The sequence below is a fragment of the Tractidigestivibacter scatoligenes genome (genome assembly GCF_001494635.1).
Taxonomy (GTDB): Bacteria; Actinomycetota; Coriobacteriia; order Coriobacteriales; family Atopobiaceae; genus Tractidigestivibacter; species Tractidigestivibacter scatoligenes.
In genome coordinates this window covers 473,661-488,851 of sequence record NZ_LOJF01000001.1, presented here as the reverse complement: position 1 = coordinate 488,851, position 15,191 = coordinate 473,661, and the positions used below count along the sequence as shown (strand labels likewise).

The 15,191-nt window shown below is 58.6% G+C and carries 17 protein-coding genes; 2 read left to right on the top strand and 15 right to left on the bottom strand.

The annotated features are described in order from the left end of the window. Positions 1-4 precede the first annotated feature (4 nt). Positions 5-616, bottom strand: coding sequence for a sulfurtransferase-like selenium metabolism protein YedF (yedF, locus tag AUL39_RS02195; protein WP_032110448.1), 612 nt, complete (start codon positions 614-616; stop codon positions 5-7). A gap of 217 nt (positions 617-833) precedes the next feature. Between yedF and yqeC the strand changes: the two genes are divergently transcribed. After that, on the top strand, positions 834-1,541 hold the full coding sequence (gene yqeC / locus AUL39_RS02190; protein WP_059053146.1) for a selenium cofactor biosynthesis protein YqeC: 708 nt from the start codon (positions 834-836) through the stop codon (positions 1,539-1,541). A gap of 244 nt (positions 1,542-1,785) precedes the next feature. Here yqeC and AUL39_RS02185 read toward each other — a convergent pair whose 3' ends face one another. The 10 genes from AUL39_RS02185 to AUL39_RS02140 form a co-directional block, all read right to left on the bottom strand. Next, the gene (locus AUL39_RS02185) at positions 1,786-2,358 is read right to left on the bottom strand and encodes a hypothetical protein (protein ID WP_059053144.1); all 573 of its coding nucleotides are present in this window, start codon (positions 2,356-2,358) and stop codon (positions 1,786-1,788) included. A gap of 194 nt (positions 2,359-2,552) precedes the next feature. Then, entirely contained in the window at positions 2,553-3,197 is a 645-nt protein-coding gene (dhaL, locus tag AUL39_RS02180) for a dihydroxyacetone kinase subunit DhaL (RefSeq protein ID WP_059053142.1), read from the bottom strand. A gap of 34 nt (positions 3,198-3,231) precedes the next feature. Next, complete coding sequence (locus AUL39_RS02175; protein ID WP_059053141.1) at positions 3,232-4,236, bottom strand: dihydroxyacetone kinase subunit DhaK; 1,005 nt, start codon at positions 4,234-4,236, stop codon at positions 3,232-3,234. Further along, positions 4,236-4,697 (bottom strand): RpiB/LacA/LacB family sugar-phosphate isomerase, encoded by a 462-nt coding sequence (locus AUL39_RS02170; RefSeq protein WP_059053139.1) that lies wholly within the window; start codon positions 4,695-4,697, stop codon positions 4,236-4,238. The genes AUL39_RS02175 and AUL39_RS02170 overlap by 1 nt, the downstream gene beginning before the upstream one ends. A 58-nt stretch (positions 4,698-4,755) precedes the next feature. Further along, entirely contained in the window at positions 4,756-5,670 is a 915-nt protein-coding gene (locus tag AUL39_RS02165) for a cupin domain-containing protein (protein ID WP_059053136.1), read from the bottom strand. Positions 5,671-5,740: 70 nt separating this feature from the next. Continuing rightward, positions 5,741-6,853 (bottom strand): PTS fructose transporter subunit IIC, encoded by a 1,113-nt coding sequence (locus tag AUL39_RS02160; RefSeq protein WP_059053134.1) that lies wholly within the window; start codon positions 6,851-6,853, stop codon positions 5,741-5,743. 41 nt (positions 6,854-6,894) lie between these two features. Then, positions 6,895-7,188: a PTS fructose transporter subunit IIB gene (locus AUL39_RS02155; protein ID WP_059053132.1), complete on the bottom strand. Its 294-nt coding sequence runs from the start codon at positions 7,186-7,188 to the stop codon at positions 6,895-6,897. 62 nt (positions 7,189-7,250) lie between these two features. Continuing rightward, positions 7,251-8,096 (bottom strand): class II fructose-bisphosphate aldolase, encoded by an 846-nt coding sequence (locus AUL39_RS02150; protein ID WP_201783897.1) that lies wholly within the window; start codon positions 8,094-8,096, stop codon positions 7,251-7,253. A 110-nt stretch (positions 8,097-8,206) separates the two neighbouring features. Further along, positions 8,207-9,112 carry a sugar phosphate isomerase/epimerase family protein gene (locus tag AUL39_RS02145; protein WP_059053127.1) on the bottom strand — a complete coding sequence of 302 codons (906 nt, stop codon included), beginning with the start codon at positions 9,110-9,112 and terminating at the stop codon, positions 8,207-8,209. A 253-nt stretch (positions 9,113-9,365) separates the two neighbouring features. After that, positions 9,366-10,169 carry a DeoR/GlpR family DNA-binding transcription regulator gene (locus tag AUL39_RS02140; protein ID WP_059053125.1) on the bottom strand — a complete coding sequence of 268 codons (804 nt, stop codon included), beginning with the start codon at positions 10,167-10,169 and terminating at the stop codon, positions 9,366-9,368. Between the two features lie 308 nt (positions 10,170-10,477). On the opposite strand from AUL39_RS02140, the gene AUL39_RS02135 reads away from it, so the two are divergent. Continuing rightward, positions 10,478-10,957, top strand: a complete 480-nt coding sequence (locus AUL39_RS02135) for a fructose PTS transporter subunit IIA (protein WP_059053123.1) — start codon at positions 10,478-10,480, stop codon at positions 10,955-10,957. A gap of 296 nt (positions 10,958-11,253) precedes the next feature. On the opposite strand, the gene AUL39_RS02130 is transcribed toward AUL39_RS02135, so the two are convergent. From AUL39_RS02130 to arcC, 4 genes are all read right to left on the bottom strand, one after another. Beyond that, a complete protein-coding gene (locus tag AUL39_RS02130) occupies positions 11,254-11,634 on the bottom strand; it encodes a Rid family detoxifying hydrolase (protein WP_059053122.1) in 381 nt (126 codons plus the stop codon). A gap of 101 nt (positions 11,635-11,735) precedes the next feature. Continuing rightward, positions 11,736-13,121 (bottom strand): dihydropyrimidinase, encoded by a 1,386-nt coding sequence (hydA, locus tag AUL39_RS02125; protein ID WP_059053119.1) that lies wholly within the window; start codon positions 13,119-13,121, stop codon positions 11,736-11,738. A 12-nt stretch (positions 13,122-13,133) separates the two neighbouring features. Then, positions 13,134-14,150 carry an NTP transferase domain-containing protein gene (locus AUL39_RS02120; protein ID WP_059053118.1) on the bottom strand — a complete coding sequence of 339 codons (1,017 nt, stop codon included), beginning with the start codon at positions 14,148-14,150 and terminating at the stop codon, positions 13,134-13,136. 41 nt (positions 14,151-14,191) lie between these two features. Then, positions 14,192-15,133, bottom strand: coding sequence for a carbamate kinase (gene arcC, locus AUL39_RS02115; RefSeq protein ID WP_059053117.1), 942 nt, complete (start codon positions 15,131-15,133; stop codon positions 14,192-14,194). Positions 15,134-15,191 lie beyond the last annotated feature (58 nt).

Below are 15,191 nucleotides of genomic sequence, written 5' to 3'. Positions count from 1 at the left end.
GTCGCTACAGGGTGGTAACACCCGGCTCGCCCGCCATGACCTTGGCAATCTCGTACAGGTTGGTCACGCCGCCCACGGCGAGCTTCTCGCGAATACCGTAGAAGTCCAGGCAGGTGCCGCAGGTGAGGATCTGCGTACCGCGGCTCTCGAGCTCCTTGATGTCCTCGAGCGACTCCGAGCCCTCGCAGGTAAGGTGCGCGCCGCCGTTGAAGAAGATCATCTTCTTGGGAACGGACTCGCCGTGCGCCAGGGCGTAGATGAGCCCCTTCATGAGGATGTGGCCGAGCTTCTCGTCACCGCGACCCATGGTGTCGGTGTCCACGGCAATGACGGAGGCACCGGTAGCAGGCAGGTCGCAGAAGGCTTGAGCCTCGGAGGCGGCATTCTCGGAAGCGCTCACCTCACCGCGCGGGGTGAGGGTAAGGGTGGTCTCGTCACCAGATGCGGTAGTAGTGAGGTCGCAGTTCTTCTCAGCCGCCAGACGCGTGAGGTTACCCAGGGCAACAGAGTCGTTGACAACGACCTCGAGAGACTCGCCGGCTGCGAGCTTGGGCAGAGCCTCCAGCGTGAGCACGACGGGCTTGGGGCAGGTGAGGTTGCGTGCATCGATCTTCATGGTGACTCCAATCTGTTTGCCGGCGGAGCGCTGCGACTGATGTCAGGCGACGTCGGGCGTTAACCACACGAGTGTATAACGTTGGGCCGAAATGAGACAAAGGGACAGTCCCTTTGTCTCATCCGGTATGCTATGGGGCAAGGGAAACTCCCTTTGTGAGACAAAGGGACTGTCCCCTGGTCTCATTAGAGCATATGACTTTTTGTAAGGGTTCCTCATGAATCTTGCGGATTTGCTGCGAACGGATAGCGGCGTTCTATCAGTGGTTGGGAGCGGGGGCAAGTCAACCCTCGTGAACGAGCTGGCACGCGAACTGGGATGCACCGTGGTCATCACCACGTCCACGCATATGCTGGCGCCCGAGGGCTGTCCGCTCTTGCTTGACGCTACGGAGCTCGACGTTGAGCAGGCGCTCTGGTACACCCGCGTTGTCTGTGTGGGGACTCGCGCACCGGGCGCGGAGGGAGCCGCCGGAAAGCTGTGCGCGCCGTCGCTTGGCTTTGGCACGCTCGCCGTGCTTGCCGACCGCGTGCTGGTAGAGGCCGATGGCGCACGCAGACTGCCCCACAAGGCACACGCTGCACACGAGCCCGTGGTTCCGGCCGAGAGCAGCCAGACCATCCAGGTGGTGGGAGCATCGGGGTTTGGCGGGTGCGTGGGCGAAGTTGTGCATCGGCCGGAGCTCATGTGCGCAGCCGTGGGCTGCTCCGCGAGCGACGAGTGCACGCCCGAGCTGTACGCGCGCTTTGTTGCTGCAGAGCACGCGGCTGGCGTGGTGCGCGCGGACGACATCGTGGTGAACCAGGCCGATGACCAGGCCGGCATTGAGCTTGCCGTGCGGTTTGCCGCCGAGCTGCGCGCGTGCGGGGACGAGACGCCCGTCGCTGCCGGCTCCGTGCGCGAGCACCGCCTGGAGCGGGTGTAGCGCGAGGCCGGTTCCGCGGGCGCTTCTCGGCGCGGGCGATTCTCGGCCCTGGTCTCCCAGAAACCTGCGGCTTAATAGCAGTTAGCCTCGTGCGTCGCTGAGAGAATCCGCAGGTAGACGGCTTACGGCCTTTTCGGGGGTGTGCTATTAAGTCGCAGGTTTGCCAAGAGAGGGGGCGGAGCGAGGGGGGCGTTTCGGACGCAGCGGGAAGCCCTGCCAAAAACCCAGCGGGGCCCAATAGGGCCTACGCCCCAGCGGGCAGACAGCACGCTATCACAACACTCACGACGCCGATAAGCGCCAGCGGCACGCACCCGTCGACAAACGACGGCAGCGGCTCGAGCCGGTAGTAGAGCACGTAGCACACCAGGCTCACGACAAACCCCACAACTGCAAGGACAGCCACCAGCGCGGCGGCCCCGGTCTGTCCCGCGCCTCCAAGGGCCAGCGCGCAGCAGACCTCCATGCCAAGCCACGCCACAAAGAGCACCAGCTCGGTGGTGGGCTGACGCTGGAACATGCGCTGCGTGATGCCGAGAAGCGCCAGGTAGAGAACAACGGCGCCAACCAGGCACCCAACCACAACCCCCGTTGGAGCTAGGCTTGCCGCTCCCCCGCAGGTGCGCGTGGCCCCAAAGACGCCGCACGCCACCGAGCCGAGAATGGCCACGATGCCGATGGTCCTCAGCACCCCGTGCGCAGAACCCCCGCTCACCTTGGGCCAGAAGAAGATGACCCACCAGGCAAGATACAGCGCACAGCACGCAGCCATGAGCGCGTGCCCCTGTCTCATCTGCTCAAAAGCAATCGCGTCCACAATGGCCTCCCTTTACAGATGCCGCGGGGCCTCGTTACGAGAACCCCGCGGCAATCTGATAATAGCAGGAGGCTAGATGTAGCATGGCCCTATCTGCATGGGCATCCGATGTGAGCGAGAACAGCGCGCTCTCTTACTCTCGGACACCCGTCAAGGCAAGGTGAGCGCCATTCACGCCAAGCAGAGACACCTTTCTAGCCTTGAAGCTTTGCAGAGATTTCCTTCGCCATGGTCTGCAGAATCACATTGCAAGAGGTGGCACCCGCATCGAGATGACCGATGCTACGCTCCCCCAGCCTAGCTGCGCGACCGAGCCGAGCCTGCATGCCCTCCGTGCTCTTCCAACCTGCCTCGGAAGCCTCTGCCATTGCAGAGAGGCAAGACGAGAAGCCATCGCCCCTCTGCTCTGCGGCCTGGAATGCTTCACTTGCGGGCACCGCCACGTCCACTAGCGTCTTGTCGCCGGGCCTGGCTCCGGCAAGGTCCTCAAGCGCTTGTGCAGCGTCTGCGAGAGAATTACCAAACTCCTTAGCATTAATCTCATCAGAAGACGAGAGGTTCTCTGAAAGACTCATGAAGAAAGTTCCGTAGATTGGCCCCATCGAACCGCCGATGTCATCCACTAGAGTATCCGCGAGCACTTCAAGAGCATCTGAGAACGATGAGCTCGCGTCGATGCGCTGGCTGGCAAGTGTAAAGCCCTTATTCATGTTCACGCCGTGGTCACCATCTCCGATGGCTCCATCCACTTCGCTGAGGTAGTCTTTACTCTCGTGGATTGCGGCGCACAGGGCGAGCACGATGTCAGCGCTGCCCGCGTTCGAAAACTTCTCGGACATTCGTCCCACCACCAATCAATCGAATGGCAACGGCCTAGAGCTGCACTAGGGCAGGAGTGTTCACTGAAAAGTCCACACACTCCCTCAGCTCGTCATCTAGCTTCATGAGAGTGAGCGTCACCCCTCCCATCTCAAGCGAGGTAAACCAATTGCCCACGTAAGACTTGTACACTGAAATACCGCGATCCTTCAGGTCCGAGAAAACTCTTGCTGAAAGGATGTACTGCTCCATCACCGGAGTGGCGCCCAAACCAGAAATGAGAACAACTACGTCATCCCCACTCCCAAATGGAAGGTCGGAGCATACCGCCTCGACCATCTCGTCCGCCATGCCGTTGGCATCCTTCAGGGGCTCGACTTTGATGCCTGGCTCTCCGTGGTGGCCAATGCCTACCTCCATAGATCCGGGCTCAATCGAGAAGTTCGGCTTGCCGTACGAGGGAATGGTGCAGGGAGAGAGACCAATTCCAATGGAGCGCGTGTTATCGATTGCCTTCTGAGCGCAAGCAATAACCTCTTCAAGGCTGCCACCCATTGCGGCGCGAGCGCCACCGCACTTCCACATGAGGACCTCGCCCGCGACGCCCCTGCGCCTGTCGCGCTGGTCGGAGGGGGCTGACGCGACATCGTCGTTCGCCACCACAGTCGCGACGTGGATACCCTCCTTCTCCACGCGGCGCAGCGCCATCTTCACGTTCATGTTGTCACCAGCGTAGTTGCCGTAGAGAACTGCCACGCCCTTGCCACTGTCCGCCTCGCGGATGCACTGCTCGAATGCCTTAGCCGTCGGAGACGAGAAAATCTCACCGACAGCAACCGCATCTACCATGTTCTGTCCGCAGTAGCCGATGAACGCTGGCCAGTGGCCCGAACCGCCACCGGAGACAATACCAACACGCGGAGCGCCCTGGCCGACAAAATTCGAGACAACCGTCCTCGGATTTTCACTCGAGGCATGTACCAGCGACTTGTTCGCCTCAAGAAAGCCGGGCAGCATGTCCTCCACGAGCATATCCGGATCGTTGATCACTCGTTGCATTACCGCACCGCCTCCCCCGCGTGCCGGCTCTCGACCTCTGCTATCTCCCTGACCTTGGGTGCGCTGCCGCCCCCTGCAAACTCGAGCCCAAGCCACTCGTCAAGCATCCTAGTCACGTACACATACGAGACAATCCTTGCGCCGAAGGTAATGACTTGGCAGTCGTTGCTGCACACACTGCGCTCGACTGAGTAGGCGTCATGTCCCACGGCTGCCCGAATGCCCGGAATCTTGTTGGCTGTAATTGCCATTCCGATTCCCGTGCCGCAGACGAGCACAGCACGCTCGGCCTCCCCGGATACTATCTTCTCGCAGGCAGCCTCTGCAATATCGGGATACAGGACGGGGTCGGTAGAGTAGCACCCAACGTCGATGATTTCCTGCCCCTTCGATGTGAGGTAGCCCTTCAGCTGTTCCTTCAGGCTGAACCCAGCCTCATCGCTCCCAATCGCAATCTTCATCGCGACACCCCCCTCAGAAACGACGGGGATGCATCCGCATCCCCGTCTGAACCAACTGTTAGAGCTTGGTAATTCCAAATACTGCCTTTACAGGCTTAGCTTCAAAATTCACAAGCTGATACGAGGTCCCCGCAGGCAAGAAGAACGTATCGCCCTCTTGAAGTACGAAGCTTTCCTCAAGCTCGTTAAGGTTCACTGTGATGGGGCCATCCACGCAGTACAGGCAACCATCGCCTTCATGCTTATCTGGCTCAGAATAACGAGGTCCAAACCCTCCCGCAGGAAGGATCATCTCGCCAAAGTTTCCGAAGTCATTGCTCGTAATGAAACGGAGCAGCATGGGATGCTTGGTACCGTGAATGTTGTTTAGCTTGTCATAATTGTGCACTGCGTAGATTGCGCCAGTCTTGCGCATTTCTTCGCCCTCGGCTGGGAAGTGGCCGATGTCATCGGTGCAGGCCGGACGACCAAGCCCCGCGATTGCTCCACGCATATCGGGCAGGTTGTCATTGTTCTTGCCCTTGTAGTACTTGGTCTCCTCGTCGGAGGGAATCACTGCGGGCGGAATGTCCTTGCTCCAAGCCTTGGGCGCAATGAAGTACAGAATGCGCGTCTTGTGGTCGGTAAAGTTGTGGCCACTGTGCCAGGCGCCCTTCGGCATGCACAGGCCATCGCCGGTATCAAGCCATACGAACTGTCCGTTGCCGCTACGCTGAATGACGGGGCCATCCAGGATGTAGTAAGACTCATCCCCGGGGTGGATATCGAGCGGCATGAAGCACGATCCAGGTGCCAGCTCGTAGATTCCCAGCATAAAGGTATCGGTGGAGATGATTGTAAACGTGTTGTCAGAGGTGGAGGCATCGTTTGGCGGATAGAGCGCCGTCGAATAGTCCTGCTGTCGGATAAGCGTGGGAGCCTTCTTGTCGGGGTCAAACGGGAAGTGCTCGAGAATATCTGCAAGCTTTGCCATATCACTACTTCTTTCGTTGACTATTTTGACTACAACCTGAGGGAGATAGAACGTTTCAGAGTGCTAGCGTCTACTCCTCGTCATCGTCCTCGTCGTCATCATCGAGGTACTCAACCTCATCCTCAGGATCGACCTTCTTCTTGAGTGCCAGAAGGAGCACCGTCGTAACAAGCGCGCCAATGATGAGTGCGAGGAGGAACAGGGGCACGTTGTTAAGAGCGAAGAGAACGAACAGGCCACCATGGGGAGCCATCATGGTGAGGCCAAAGGCATACGAGAGTGCGCAGCCAGTTGCGGAACCGGCCATAAGAGCGGGAATTACGCGCAGGGGGTCGGCTACGGCATAGGGGATAGCGTACTCGGTAACCATTGCAATGGCGCCAGTGAACAGACCGATGATGCTGCCGGAACTCTTCTCTTCCGCGTTCCACTTGTGCAGCCCCATCTTGTTGCTAATCAGAACGGCAATCGCAATGCCGAGGGGCGGAGTCATCGAACCAATGAAGTTTGCAGCCATAGGAGCGAAGTTGTTGGCATCCATTGCGGCAAGGGCGAAGGCATAGGCAACCTTGTTTACGGTTCCGCCCATATCGAATGCAAGCATGCAGCCCTGGACAATTCCGAGGAGCACTGCAGAGCCTCCGGCGAGACCGTTCAGCCAATTGGTGAGTGCAGCGGTCAGGGCAGAAAGGGGAGCCCCAATCACGTAGAACATGAGGCAGCCCTCAATTAGCATGCCAACTACCGGGATGATGAGGGTGGGAACGATAGATTCAAAGCCCTTGGGAAGCTTGATCTTCTTGAGGAGCAGGACAATGTATCCAGCGAGAATACCGGCGATGATGCCACCGATGAAACCAGACGCCTGGCCAACACCCCAAGGATCGCCGGCAAGGAACCCGCCGAGCATACCAACCGCGATAGCCGGTTTGTCAGCTATTCCATAGGCGATGAAGGCGGCAACTATTGGCACCATGTAGCTGAACGCGCCCTTGCCGAGCCAGAACACCGTCGACGCAAACGTAGATCCGTAGGGCTCAACGCTGGGGACCTGATATGTTCCGAACAAGAATCCAAGTGCAATAAGGATGCCGCCGCCAATGACAAACGGAAGCATGTAGGAAACGCCGGTGAGCAGGGCGCTTTGGATTTGGCGCCCGACACTCTGCTTCTCTGATGCCATGTTCTCTCTCCTTTGCTGTGGCTCACAACAAAATGCTCTATTTAATCAAAAATTGAATCGGGGTTACGAATTACTCCATCAGGCGTAATACGCTTGATCTTGTCCTCGTACCCCTTGAAGCGCCCCATGTCAGTAATCTGGACATCGTTCGCAAAGACGATTAAGTCTGCCGCCTTGATGTTCTCTTCGGTTAGGCGGTGCTCGACTCCAACTGCGCCTTGCGTCTCGACCTTGACCTTATAGCCGCGCTTCTTGCACGCCTTGCGAATTGCATTTGCTGCCATATACGTGTGAGCTATGCCTGTCGCACACGAAGTCACTCCTATGACGTACATGTTCCCCTCCCAAAATGACAGCCCGGCCGGCACGAGCTGTCGTCGTGTTCAAACCTCGAAGGCTACTTGCCGTTCTTGAATACGGTGAGCACGTGCTTTGCATACTCCTTGATGAAGTCGACCTGCGCCTCCTGGTTCTCGTGCCACTGGCGCTGGCGACCTTCGCCGCTCAGCATCTTCGCCATGTTTTCGGTGGCAGCCATGCCCAGATAGCTGTAGTAGTTGAGCTTGGAGACGCCAGCGGTGATGGCCTCCTGGACCTGCTTCTCATCAACGCCGGAGCCGCCGTGCATAACAACGCGAGTCGTGTCTGGCATGGCCGCACGGATGTCGCGAACGCGCTGGATATCCAGAACAGGCGGCTCGGCATAGATACCATGGGCAGTGCCAAAGCAGACTGCGAGGGCATCAACGCCAGAGCGCTCAGCGAAATCCGCAGCCTGCTGAGGATCAGTGAAGGTGGTCTTGATCGTCTCGTGTGTCCAGCCCTCACCCATAGCGAGAGTCATGATGCCAAGCTCTGCCTCCACAGAGATGCCTGCCTTGTGGGCATACTCAGTAAACTCCTTGACCTTGGAAAGGTTCTGCTCGTAGGGAAGCGCAGAGAGGTCATACATGACCGAGGAGAAGCCGGCGCGCAGGCAGCGGATGATGAAGGAGAAGTCAGAGCCGTGGTCAACGTGAACGCAGACGGGAACCTTTGCCTTCTTAGCATACTCCACCATCAGGGGCCCAATAACCTCGACCTTGATGCCGTTCTCATCATGGACCTGAGCGTGATCGATGATGATGGGGACGTTAACCTCTTCCGCTGCGGCGAGGACCCCGCGAATCGTCTCAAGGTTGGGGGTGTTGATGCAGCCAATGGCATAGCCGCCTGCCTCGGCGTCCTTCAGAATCTGAGTCATGTTAACAAGCATTGATGTCTCCTCTCGTTGGGTGGGTGCACTAGGCCCACACGTCATTAATTGGCAGGCAAATTCGCTCTGCCAAGTGATGCCACATATCGAAAATGCGCCTAATCAGCCAGTTGGAGATCAAGCTGGGAATCCCTGCGGGAATCTACCTCATCTGCAATGCGGCGCAGATTCGCGAGACCCTTAACTGCAAGCTCCTCACCCGTCGGAGCAAAACGCCTCCAGATAGCGCAGTTGCGCGACAGCTCCTCGAAGTTCGGGTCAAAGGACTCGATGACGCAATGTCCTTCGTAGTCGATATCTTCCAGTGCGTTAAAGAACGCATGAAAGTTAACCATGCCGGTACCAGGGATTCCGCGTTGGTTCTCGTTGACATGCACGTAACCAAGCCACTGCTTACCGCACGTGAAGACTGGATCAGTCCAGTTGCTTTCCTCGTGAGACATATGGAAACAATCGAGGTGCACCCCCATATTAGGGGTACCCACAGCCTTGCAGTACTCGACCGCCTCCACCGCGGTGTTGAGGAAGTGCGTCTCGAAACGGTTGCAAGGCTCTACGCAAATGCGCAGTTCGGGATAGGTGTCGAGCGCATAGTTGGCAACATCTCGCATGCAGGAAACGGACCAGTTCCATTCCTGGCGCGTCTTCATCTTGCCAGTGAGGTAGCCCCACCCTGCATAGTTCACGCCCCCGGTCACTTTCGCTCCCAGCGCCTTGGAGATATCCACCATGCGCTTCATATGAGCTACAGCAGCTGCCCTCACCTCGGGATTAGGCGAGATGGGGTTTGTGTCCGCCCCAAGTGTGGTTGTTGTTACGGGTGTAAGACCGGTCTTTGAAAGCTCCTCGGCAACCTCCTGGACAGGAAAGGTGTCAGGGTGCGCCACGGCGAAGTCAATACTATGAAATCCAAGATCGCTTGCCTTGCGGATGACCCACAGGTCTTTCTCGGAGAAATCCTCGCTCCAGATAAAGGTGTCGACGCCGAAATCAAACTTTCTCATGGCATCCCTTTCGCTTGCATCCTGTTGAAGATTACTTACGCGCCTTTAGGAAACCGTGTCCGTCGTATCGCTTGCAACTGGACTCAATATATCGAAAGGAATGCACAATAGTTTGAAAATGTTTCGTAAGTCGTAGGCGGCAGTTACTGGTAGATATTCGTCAGTTTCGAAAGATGAGCTTCGATGTAATCTGGCCGTGCACAATTTACCAGCTATTTATTGGCGTTTACATCGACGCGTAGTATTTTCGTTTCTATGGAAGCAAAATGCTTGGCGAAGGATACACCGTGCTAGCAGCCCTTGATACAAGACCCTCAGGATCGCTGTCCATTACCACATGATCAACTTCGCCGATATCAGCAAACTTAATAAAGCTATGAATGCCGATTTTGCTCGAATCAATGAGAATGATTGAATGACGAGCATGCTCTATGAAGGATCGCTTCACTTCACTCCCATACGGGTTCTCGGTCATGAAGCCTTGAGATGGAGAGAACCCGTTTGAGCCAATAAAGGCTTTGTCTACGTATAACTGGTTTATCACGCCAATCGTCAGGGGCCCCCAACAATAACCGTGTCTAGGCCGAAGGGCTCCCCCCAACAGCACCACAGATGCACTCGGCAATTCGGAATCTATGAACATTGCCGTGTTGATGTCTTGCGTAAGCACGGTAATGTGCCTCTTGTTGACCAAAGTCTTGGCAAACTCAAACGCTGTCGATCCTGAGTCAATGATGATTGAGTCACCATCTGACACCAATGAGTTTGCAAGCTGAGCGATTACCTTTTTCTTGTCAACATTAATGGTCATTCTGCTCTGGATGTCGGCAACATCTCGCATACGGTCTAGCATTACGGCTCCGCCACGAACTCGTTTGAGCTTTCCTCCCCGCTCAAGAACTTCAAGATCAGACCGTATCGTTACCTCAGAGACGCCAAATTCTTTGGCCATTTCCTTTACGGTAATTCTGTTGCCATCGTTTAAGCGCTCGACCATTGCCTTGCGCCTGTCATCAGACCTAAGCTCTCTCGGCTCACCTATTTCTCCTGCAGTCATGCGGAGCTCCTCTCTCTACGGTCACTAATTTCGGGAGTCTTGGCAGCAGATGATGTCGTCGGGCAGCAACACAAACGTTCTTTTGTTATTCTCTATTATTATCTTCGATATGCTTTCATAATTCTGAGTTATTTCTTTCACCGACTTTTTCATTACTTTCACCTTATTGCTCATCTCAAAGCATCTCATCACTTCTAGGGTACGAACCGTTACTTTGAAAAACGCCGATTCGCCTGCAACCATCGGAATGAACAGTTAATAGCTCTGTCCTATGGGCGGAGTATATAGAGTGACCTTGGAGACATGCTATGGGTGAATTCATTTCCAGCAAGAACGTATTTGTGGACCAGGACGAGGATTCTCGTATCGATGTTCTTAAGGCAATTTCAAAGCGTGCAGAGCAGCTTGGTATCACCGATGACGCAGAGGCAGTGTTTCAGGCATTTCTCTGGCGCGAAAACCAGTGCGAGACCGGGATGGAAGATGGATTTGCCGTTCCCCATGCAAAATCGGCAGCAATCAAGTATGCATCAGTCATTGTATTTAAGACCAAGAAGGCGCTAGAGTGGCCGTCTTTCGATGGGAAACCTGTTGACATCTCAATAGCTCTCTTGGTTCCCGAGGCAGAAGCGGGCACCACTCATCTTAAGCTTCTCTCTAAAACTGCCATTCTTCTTATGGAACCGGACTTTAGAGAGTTCGTACGCAATTCGAATGATGCAGTGGCAATTGCCAAGCGCGTAGACGAGGGCGTTTCTTCCATTGAAGACGACGAGGACGAGGACTAACCAAATCCGAACTATTGCTCCTCGGAACGTTTGGCAACCCAGATTAAACAGCCCCTCGCACCACTGCGAGGGGCTGTTACTATAGGAATATTTTTATAACACATATTCCATTATGTATATATATTTAGCTATTTACTTCATAGTTTGCATGTATTGTCAATCTCGTTGTCACTTTCCGCGTTTTTCATTGTCACTTTCCGCGACCGCAGCCGTCCCACACGCCGAGAAAAACGGGCGGCGCCAGCACCAGCCAGCACCGCCCGCCTTGGGGAGCAATACTACTGAACGGACCAGACCTACACCCTCGCGACAGCCTTGATCTCGACCTTGCCGCCACCGGGGAGCGCAGCCACCTGGAACGCCGCACGCGCGGGATACGGGGCCTCAAAGAACTCGGCGTAGATCTCGTTCATGGCGCCAAACTCGTTGATGTCGGCGAGAAGGACGGTGGTCTCGACCACGTCGGCCATGGAGGCGCCAGCGGCCTCGAGGATGTTCTTCACGTTGGTCAGGCTCTGGCGGGTCTGGCTCTGGATGTCGTCGCCGGCGAGCTTGCCGGTAGCAGGGTCGATGCCCAGCTGGCCGGACACGTTGATGGAGCCGTTGGACGCGACACCCGCAGAATAGGGGCCAAGCGCCTTGGGGGCCTTATCGGTGACGATGGCGGTCTTGCTCATGAGAAACTCCTTCGCTTCCTGCCCGCAAACGCGGACGACCTATGGATGAGAAAACGGGGCCGAGAAACCCGCGGAGCTCGCTGCCCGCGGCGCGCACGGCCCTAGCGGGCCACGTAGCGGCCGGGCTTCTCGCCCGTGGGCTCGCCGTCGCGCACGGCAAGCGTGCCGTTCACAAAGACGAGCTTGGCGCGCCCGTGCGCCTCAAAGCCCTCGTAGGTGGTGTAGTCGACGGCCTGGTGCTGGTTGGCCGCGCTGATGGTCCAGCGCGCCGAGGGATCCCACACGCAGATGTCCGCGTCGGAGCCAGCGGCAAGCGCGCCTTTGCGCGGGTACATGCCAAACACGCGCGCCTGGCCCTCGGAGAGCAGGTGCAGATAGTCCATGGGACCAAGCTGCCCCTCGAACGTTGTCATGATGAGCGCCGGCCTGTGCTCAACGCCAGGTCCCCCGTTGGGGATCTTGGTGAAGTCGCCACGGCCGCGATCCTTCTGGCCATGCAGATTAAACGAGCAGTGGTCGGTCGAGATCTGGTCCACCTCGCCGTCTGCCACGGCCTCGCGCAACGCCGCGATGTCCGTGGGCTTGCGCAGCGGCGGGCTCATCACGTACTTGGCGCCGGCAAAGCCGTCCTCGCCCTGCTCCAGGTAGCGGGTATCGTCCAGCAGCAGGTACTGCGGGCAGGTCTCGAGCGACACGCGCACGCCGCGCTCGCGGGCAGCACGCACCTGCTCAAGGCCCAGGCGCGTAGAGCAGTGCACCACGTTCACGCGAGCGCCCGTAAGCTCGGAGAGGTACATCAGGCGGCTGATGGCCTCGGCCTCGCACTCGGCAGGGCGGCTCAGCGGGTGCCCCTCGGGCCCTGTGATGCCCTCGGCAAGCACCCTGCGCTGCAGCTCGTTGACAAGCGTGCCGTTCTCGCAGTGCACGCAGAGAATGCCATCGAAGGGCTTGATGGCCTCGAGCACCTCCATGGTCTGGGCATCATCCAGGCGCAGGTGATCGTAAGCAAAGTACGTCTTGAACGAAGTGATGCCCGCTTCGCGCATGTCCGCGATCTCCTCGCGGGTATGGTCGTTCCAGTCTGCGATGGCCATGTGGAAGGCATAGTTAGCCGTGCAGGTTCCATCGGCGCGCTTGTGCCACTCGTCGAGCGCCTGGTGAAGGGTCATGCCTTTGTCCTGCGTGGCGTAGTCCACGATGGTTGTGGTACCGCCGCAGGCCGCGGCGCGCGTGCCCGTCTCGAAGCTGTCAGCGGTCCAGTCCATGCCCGTCCAGCACTGCATGTGTGTGTGCGCATCAATGAAGCCCGGGTAGACCCAGCAGCCCGTGGCGTCGAAGACCTCAGCGTCCGCAAGCTGCGCCTCGTCGACGCCACCGGGAACAACGTCCGCGATCTTGGCGCCCTCGATGACCACGTCGCCGAGAAAGACTCCCTTCGGCGTGACCAGCTGGCCGTGCCTCAGGACCTTGCGTGCCTGTGCGACCATACAACCATCCCCTTACAGAGAAGAGCCCAGCTCGCCGGGGGCGCTGTCCTTCTCGCCCGCAGCGGGCCATATGTCCTGCCCGGATTCTATGGCCTCGCGCACAGCCACCAGCTCGCTGGCAACCCGCTCGAGGTCGGATGGGGTGTCAATGTCATCTAGCTCGGCCGGGTAGCGCGCCTCGACGAGCCGCGTGGCAGCAGCAAGGTCTGGATTCCTACGCAGCAGCTCGCCTCCACCCACGTCTCCCTCGAGGCCGAGAAGTGCGTCTGCCAGGTAGCCCGGAAAGATCACGGGGCTCCCTGGCTTGCCCTGCCACGCGAGGCGCGCCACGCAGTCAGGATGTGCGGCAAACTCGTCGAGCAGGGCCTCGACACTCGCGCCAGAGAGCAGCGGCTGGTCGCCCTGCACAAAGAGGTAGCCCGCGCGCGTGCCCAGCGCCTTGACACCTGCATGGACGGTCTGGCTCTGGAGCGCCCCCGCAGGCTCCGCGCAGGCCACATGCCTGGCCTCGCACACAGCTCGGACGCGATTCCACCTTGTGGAGACCACCACGTCCAGGCGCGGTGACACCAGTGCGTCAAGCGTGTGCGAGACCACCGCCCGGCCACGCAGCGGCTCCACGAGCTTTTGCCTGCCAAAGCGCGTAGCCTCGCCGTTTGCCATGACCACGCAGCCCAGCCTGGGCACCCCAGCAACGCCGGCAAACGCTGCCGAGAAGCCCACGTTTGCCGCAGCGGTAACGCCTTGTCGCCACGCCTCGTAGCGATGGAGGAAGTCCTCCCCCTCGGGCGTAAGGCTCGAGCTCCCGCCCTTTTCGCCACCAATTGAGCGCACGGTAAGAGAGCATCCCAGGGCACGCTCGGCATCATGCAGAATGCGCATGGCCTTGGTGTAACTCATGTCCATGGCCTTGGCGGAGGCAGAAAGACTACCCGTCTCGCGAACGCCAGCGAGCAGGGCCATGGGACCCGGGCCAAAGAAGCGCCCGCCATCCTCATCAATGAGGAACGAGAATACCCGTGGTTCCATGGCCCTCACCTCGTGCGCATTGCCGTTGCGATGTCTACATGCTACCCACGGACGATGGTACCAGTCTTGCCGGCAATACCGTCCGCCGCACGGTCGAGCTCGGTGATGAGCGACATACGTCCGGAGCCGGACTGTGCAAACTGCAGCGCCGCCTGGACCTTGGGCAGCATCGAGCCGGGCGCAAACTCGCCCGCGTCAATATAGCGCTGGGCAGTCTCGGGCGTGAGCTCGTCAAGCTCGGTCTGGTCGGGCTTGCCAAAGTGGATGGCGACCTTCTCGACGGCCGTGAGGATGACAAGCGCGTCGGCATCAAGCTGCTCGGCAAGGCGGGCTGCGGCAAAGTCCTTGTCGATGACGGCAGCAGCGCCCTTCAGGTGGTGGCCCTCGGTGTGGTAGACGGGAATGCCGCCGCCACCGCAAGCAATAACCACGTGGTCGGCCTCGACCAGCGAGCGGATGGTGTCAAGCTCGACGATGGCCTGGGGCTTGGGGCTTGCGACCACACGGCGCCAGCCGCGGCCGGAGTCCTCGACCACCGTGTAGCCGCGCTCGGCCACCATACGGTCGGCCTCCTCCTTGGTCATGAAGGCACCAATAGGCTTGGTGGGGTGCTCGAAGGCAGGGTCGTTTGGGTCGACCTCGACCTGAGTGAGCACCGTGGTCACGCCGTGGTGGATGTCGCGGTTGGCCAGCTCCTCGCGGATGGCGTTCTGGAGGTCGTAGCCAATGTAGCCCTGGCTCATGGCAACGCAGACCGAAAGCGGGCAGGGGATGTACTTCTCGGGATCAGAGCGTGTGAGCTGGGTCATGGCCTCCTGGATCATGCCCACCTGCGGTCCGTTGCCGTGCGCCACGATAACCTCGTTGCCCTCGGCAATAAGGTCGACGATGGCCTTGGACGTGTGCTTCACGGCCGCCATCTGCTCTGGCAGGTTCTTCCCCAACGCGTTGCCGCCCAGTGCGACGACGATTCTCTTGCCCATGCGTTCCTCTCCGTTCTCCCCTAGTCGTGTTCGTGTGAAAAAGAGCGCGGGCCGGCCA

Coding starts and splice junctions, on each gene's coding strand:
- yedF (WP_032110448.1), bottom strand. CDS start 616: ATGAAGATCGATGCACGCAACCTCACCTGCCCCAAGCCCGTCGTGCTC.
- yqeC (WP_059053146.1), top strand. CDS start 834: ATGAATCTTGCGGATTTGCTGCGAACGGATAGCGGCGTTCTATCAGTG.
- dhaL (WP_059053142.1), bottom strand. CDS start 3,197: ATGTCCGAGAAGTTTTCGAACGCGGGCAGCGCTGACATCGTGCTCGCC.
- AUL39_RS02175 (WP_059053141.1), bottom strand. CDS start 4,236: ATGCAACGAGTGATCAACGATCCGGATATGCTCGTGGAGGACATGCTG.
- AUL39_RS02170 (WP_059053139.1), bottom strand. CDS start 4,697: ATGAAGATTGCGATTGGGAGCGATGAGGCTGGGTTCAGCCTGAAGGAA.
- AUL39_RS02165 (WP_059053136.1), bottom strand. CDS start 5,670: ATGGCAAAGCTTGCAGATATTCTCGAGCACTTCCCGTTTGACCCCGAC.
- AUL39_RS02160 (WP_059053134.1), bottom strand. CDS start 6,853: ATGGCATCAGAGAAGCAGAGTGTCGGGCGCCAAATCCAAAGCGCCCTG.
- AUL39_RS02155 (WP_059053132.1), bottom strand. CDS start 7,188: ATGTACGTCATAGGAGTGACTTCGTGTGCGACAGGCATAGCTCACACG.
- AUL39_RS02150 (WP_201783897.1), bottom strand. CDS start 8,096: ATGACTCAGATTCTGAAGGACGCCGAGGCAGGCGGCTATGCCATTGGC.
- AUL39_RS02145 (WP_059053127.1), bottom strand. CDS start 9,112: ATGAGAAAGTTTGATTTCGGCGTCGACACCTTTATCTGGAGCGAGGAT.
- AUL39_RS02140 (WP_059053125.1), bottom strand. CDS start 10,169: ATGACTGCAGGAGAAATAGGTGAGCCGAGAGAGCTTAGGTCTGATGAC.
- AUL39_RS02135 (WP_059053123.1), top strand. CDS start 10,478: ATGGGTGAATTCATTTCCAGCAAGAACGTATTTGTGGACCAGGACGAG.
- AUL39_RS02130 (WP_059053122.1), bottom strand. CDS start 11,634: ATGAGCAAGACCGCCATCGTCACCGATAAGGCCCCCAAGGCGCTTGGC.
- hydA (WP_059053119.1), bottom strand. CDS start 13,121: ATGGTCGCACAGGCACGCAAGGTCCTGAGGCACGGCCAGCTGGTCACG.
- AUL39_RS02120 (WP_059053118.1), bottom strand. CDS start 14,150: ATGGAACCACGGGTATTCTCGTTCCTCATTGATGAGGATGGCGGGCGC.
- arcC (WP_059053117.1), bottom strand. CDS start 15,133: ATGGGCAAGAGAATCGTCGTCGCACTGGGCGGCAACGCGTTGGGGAAG.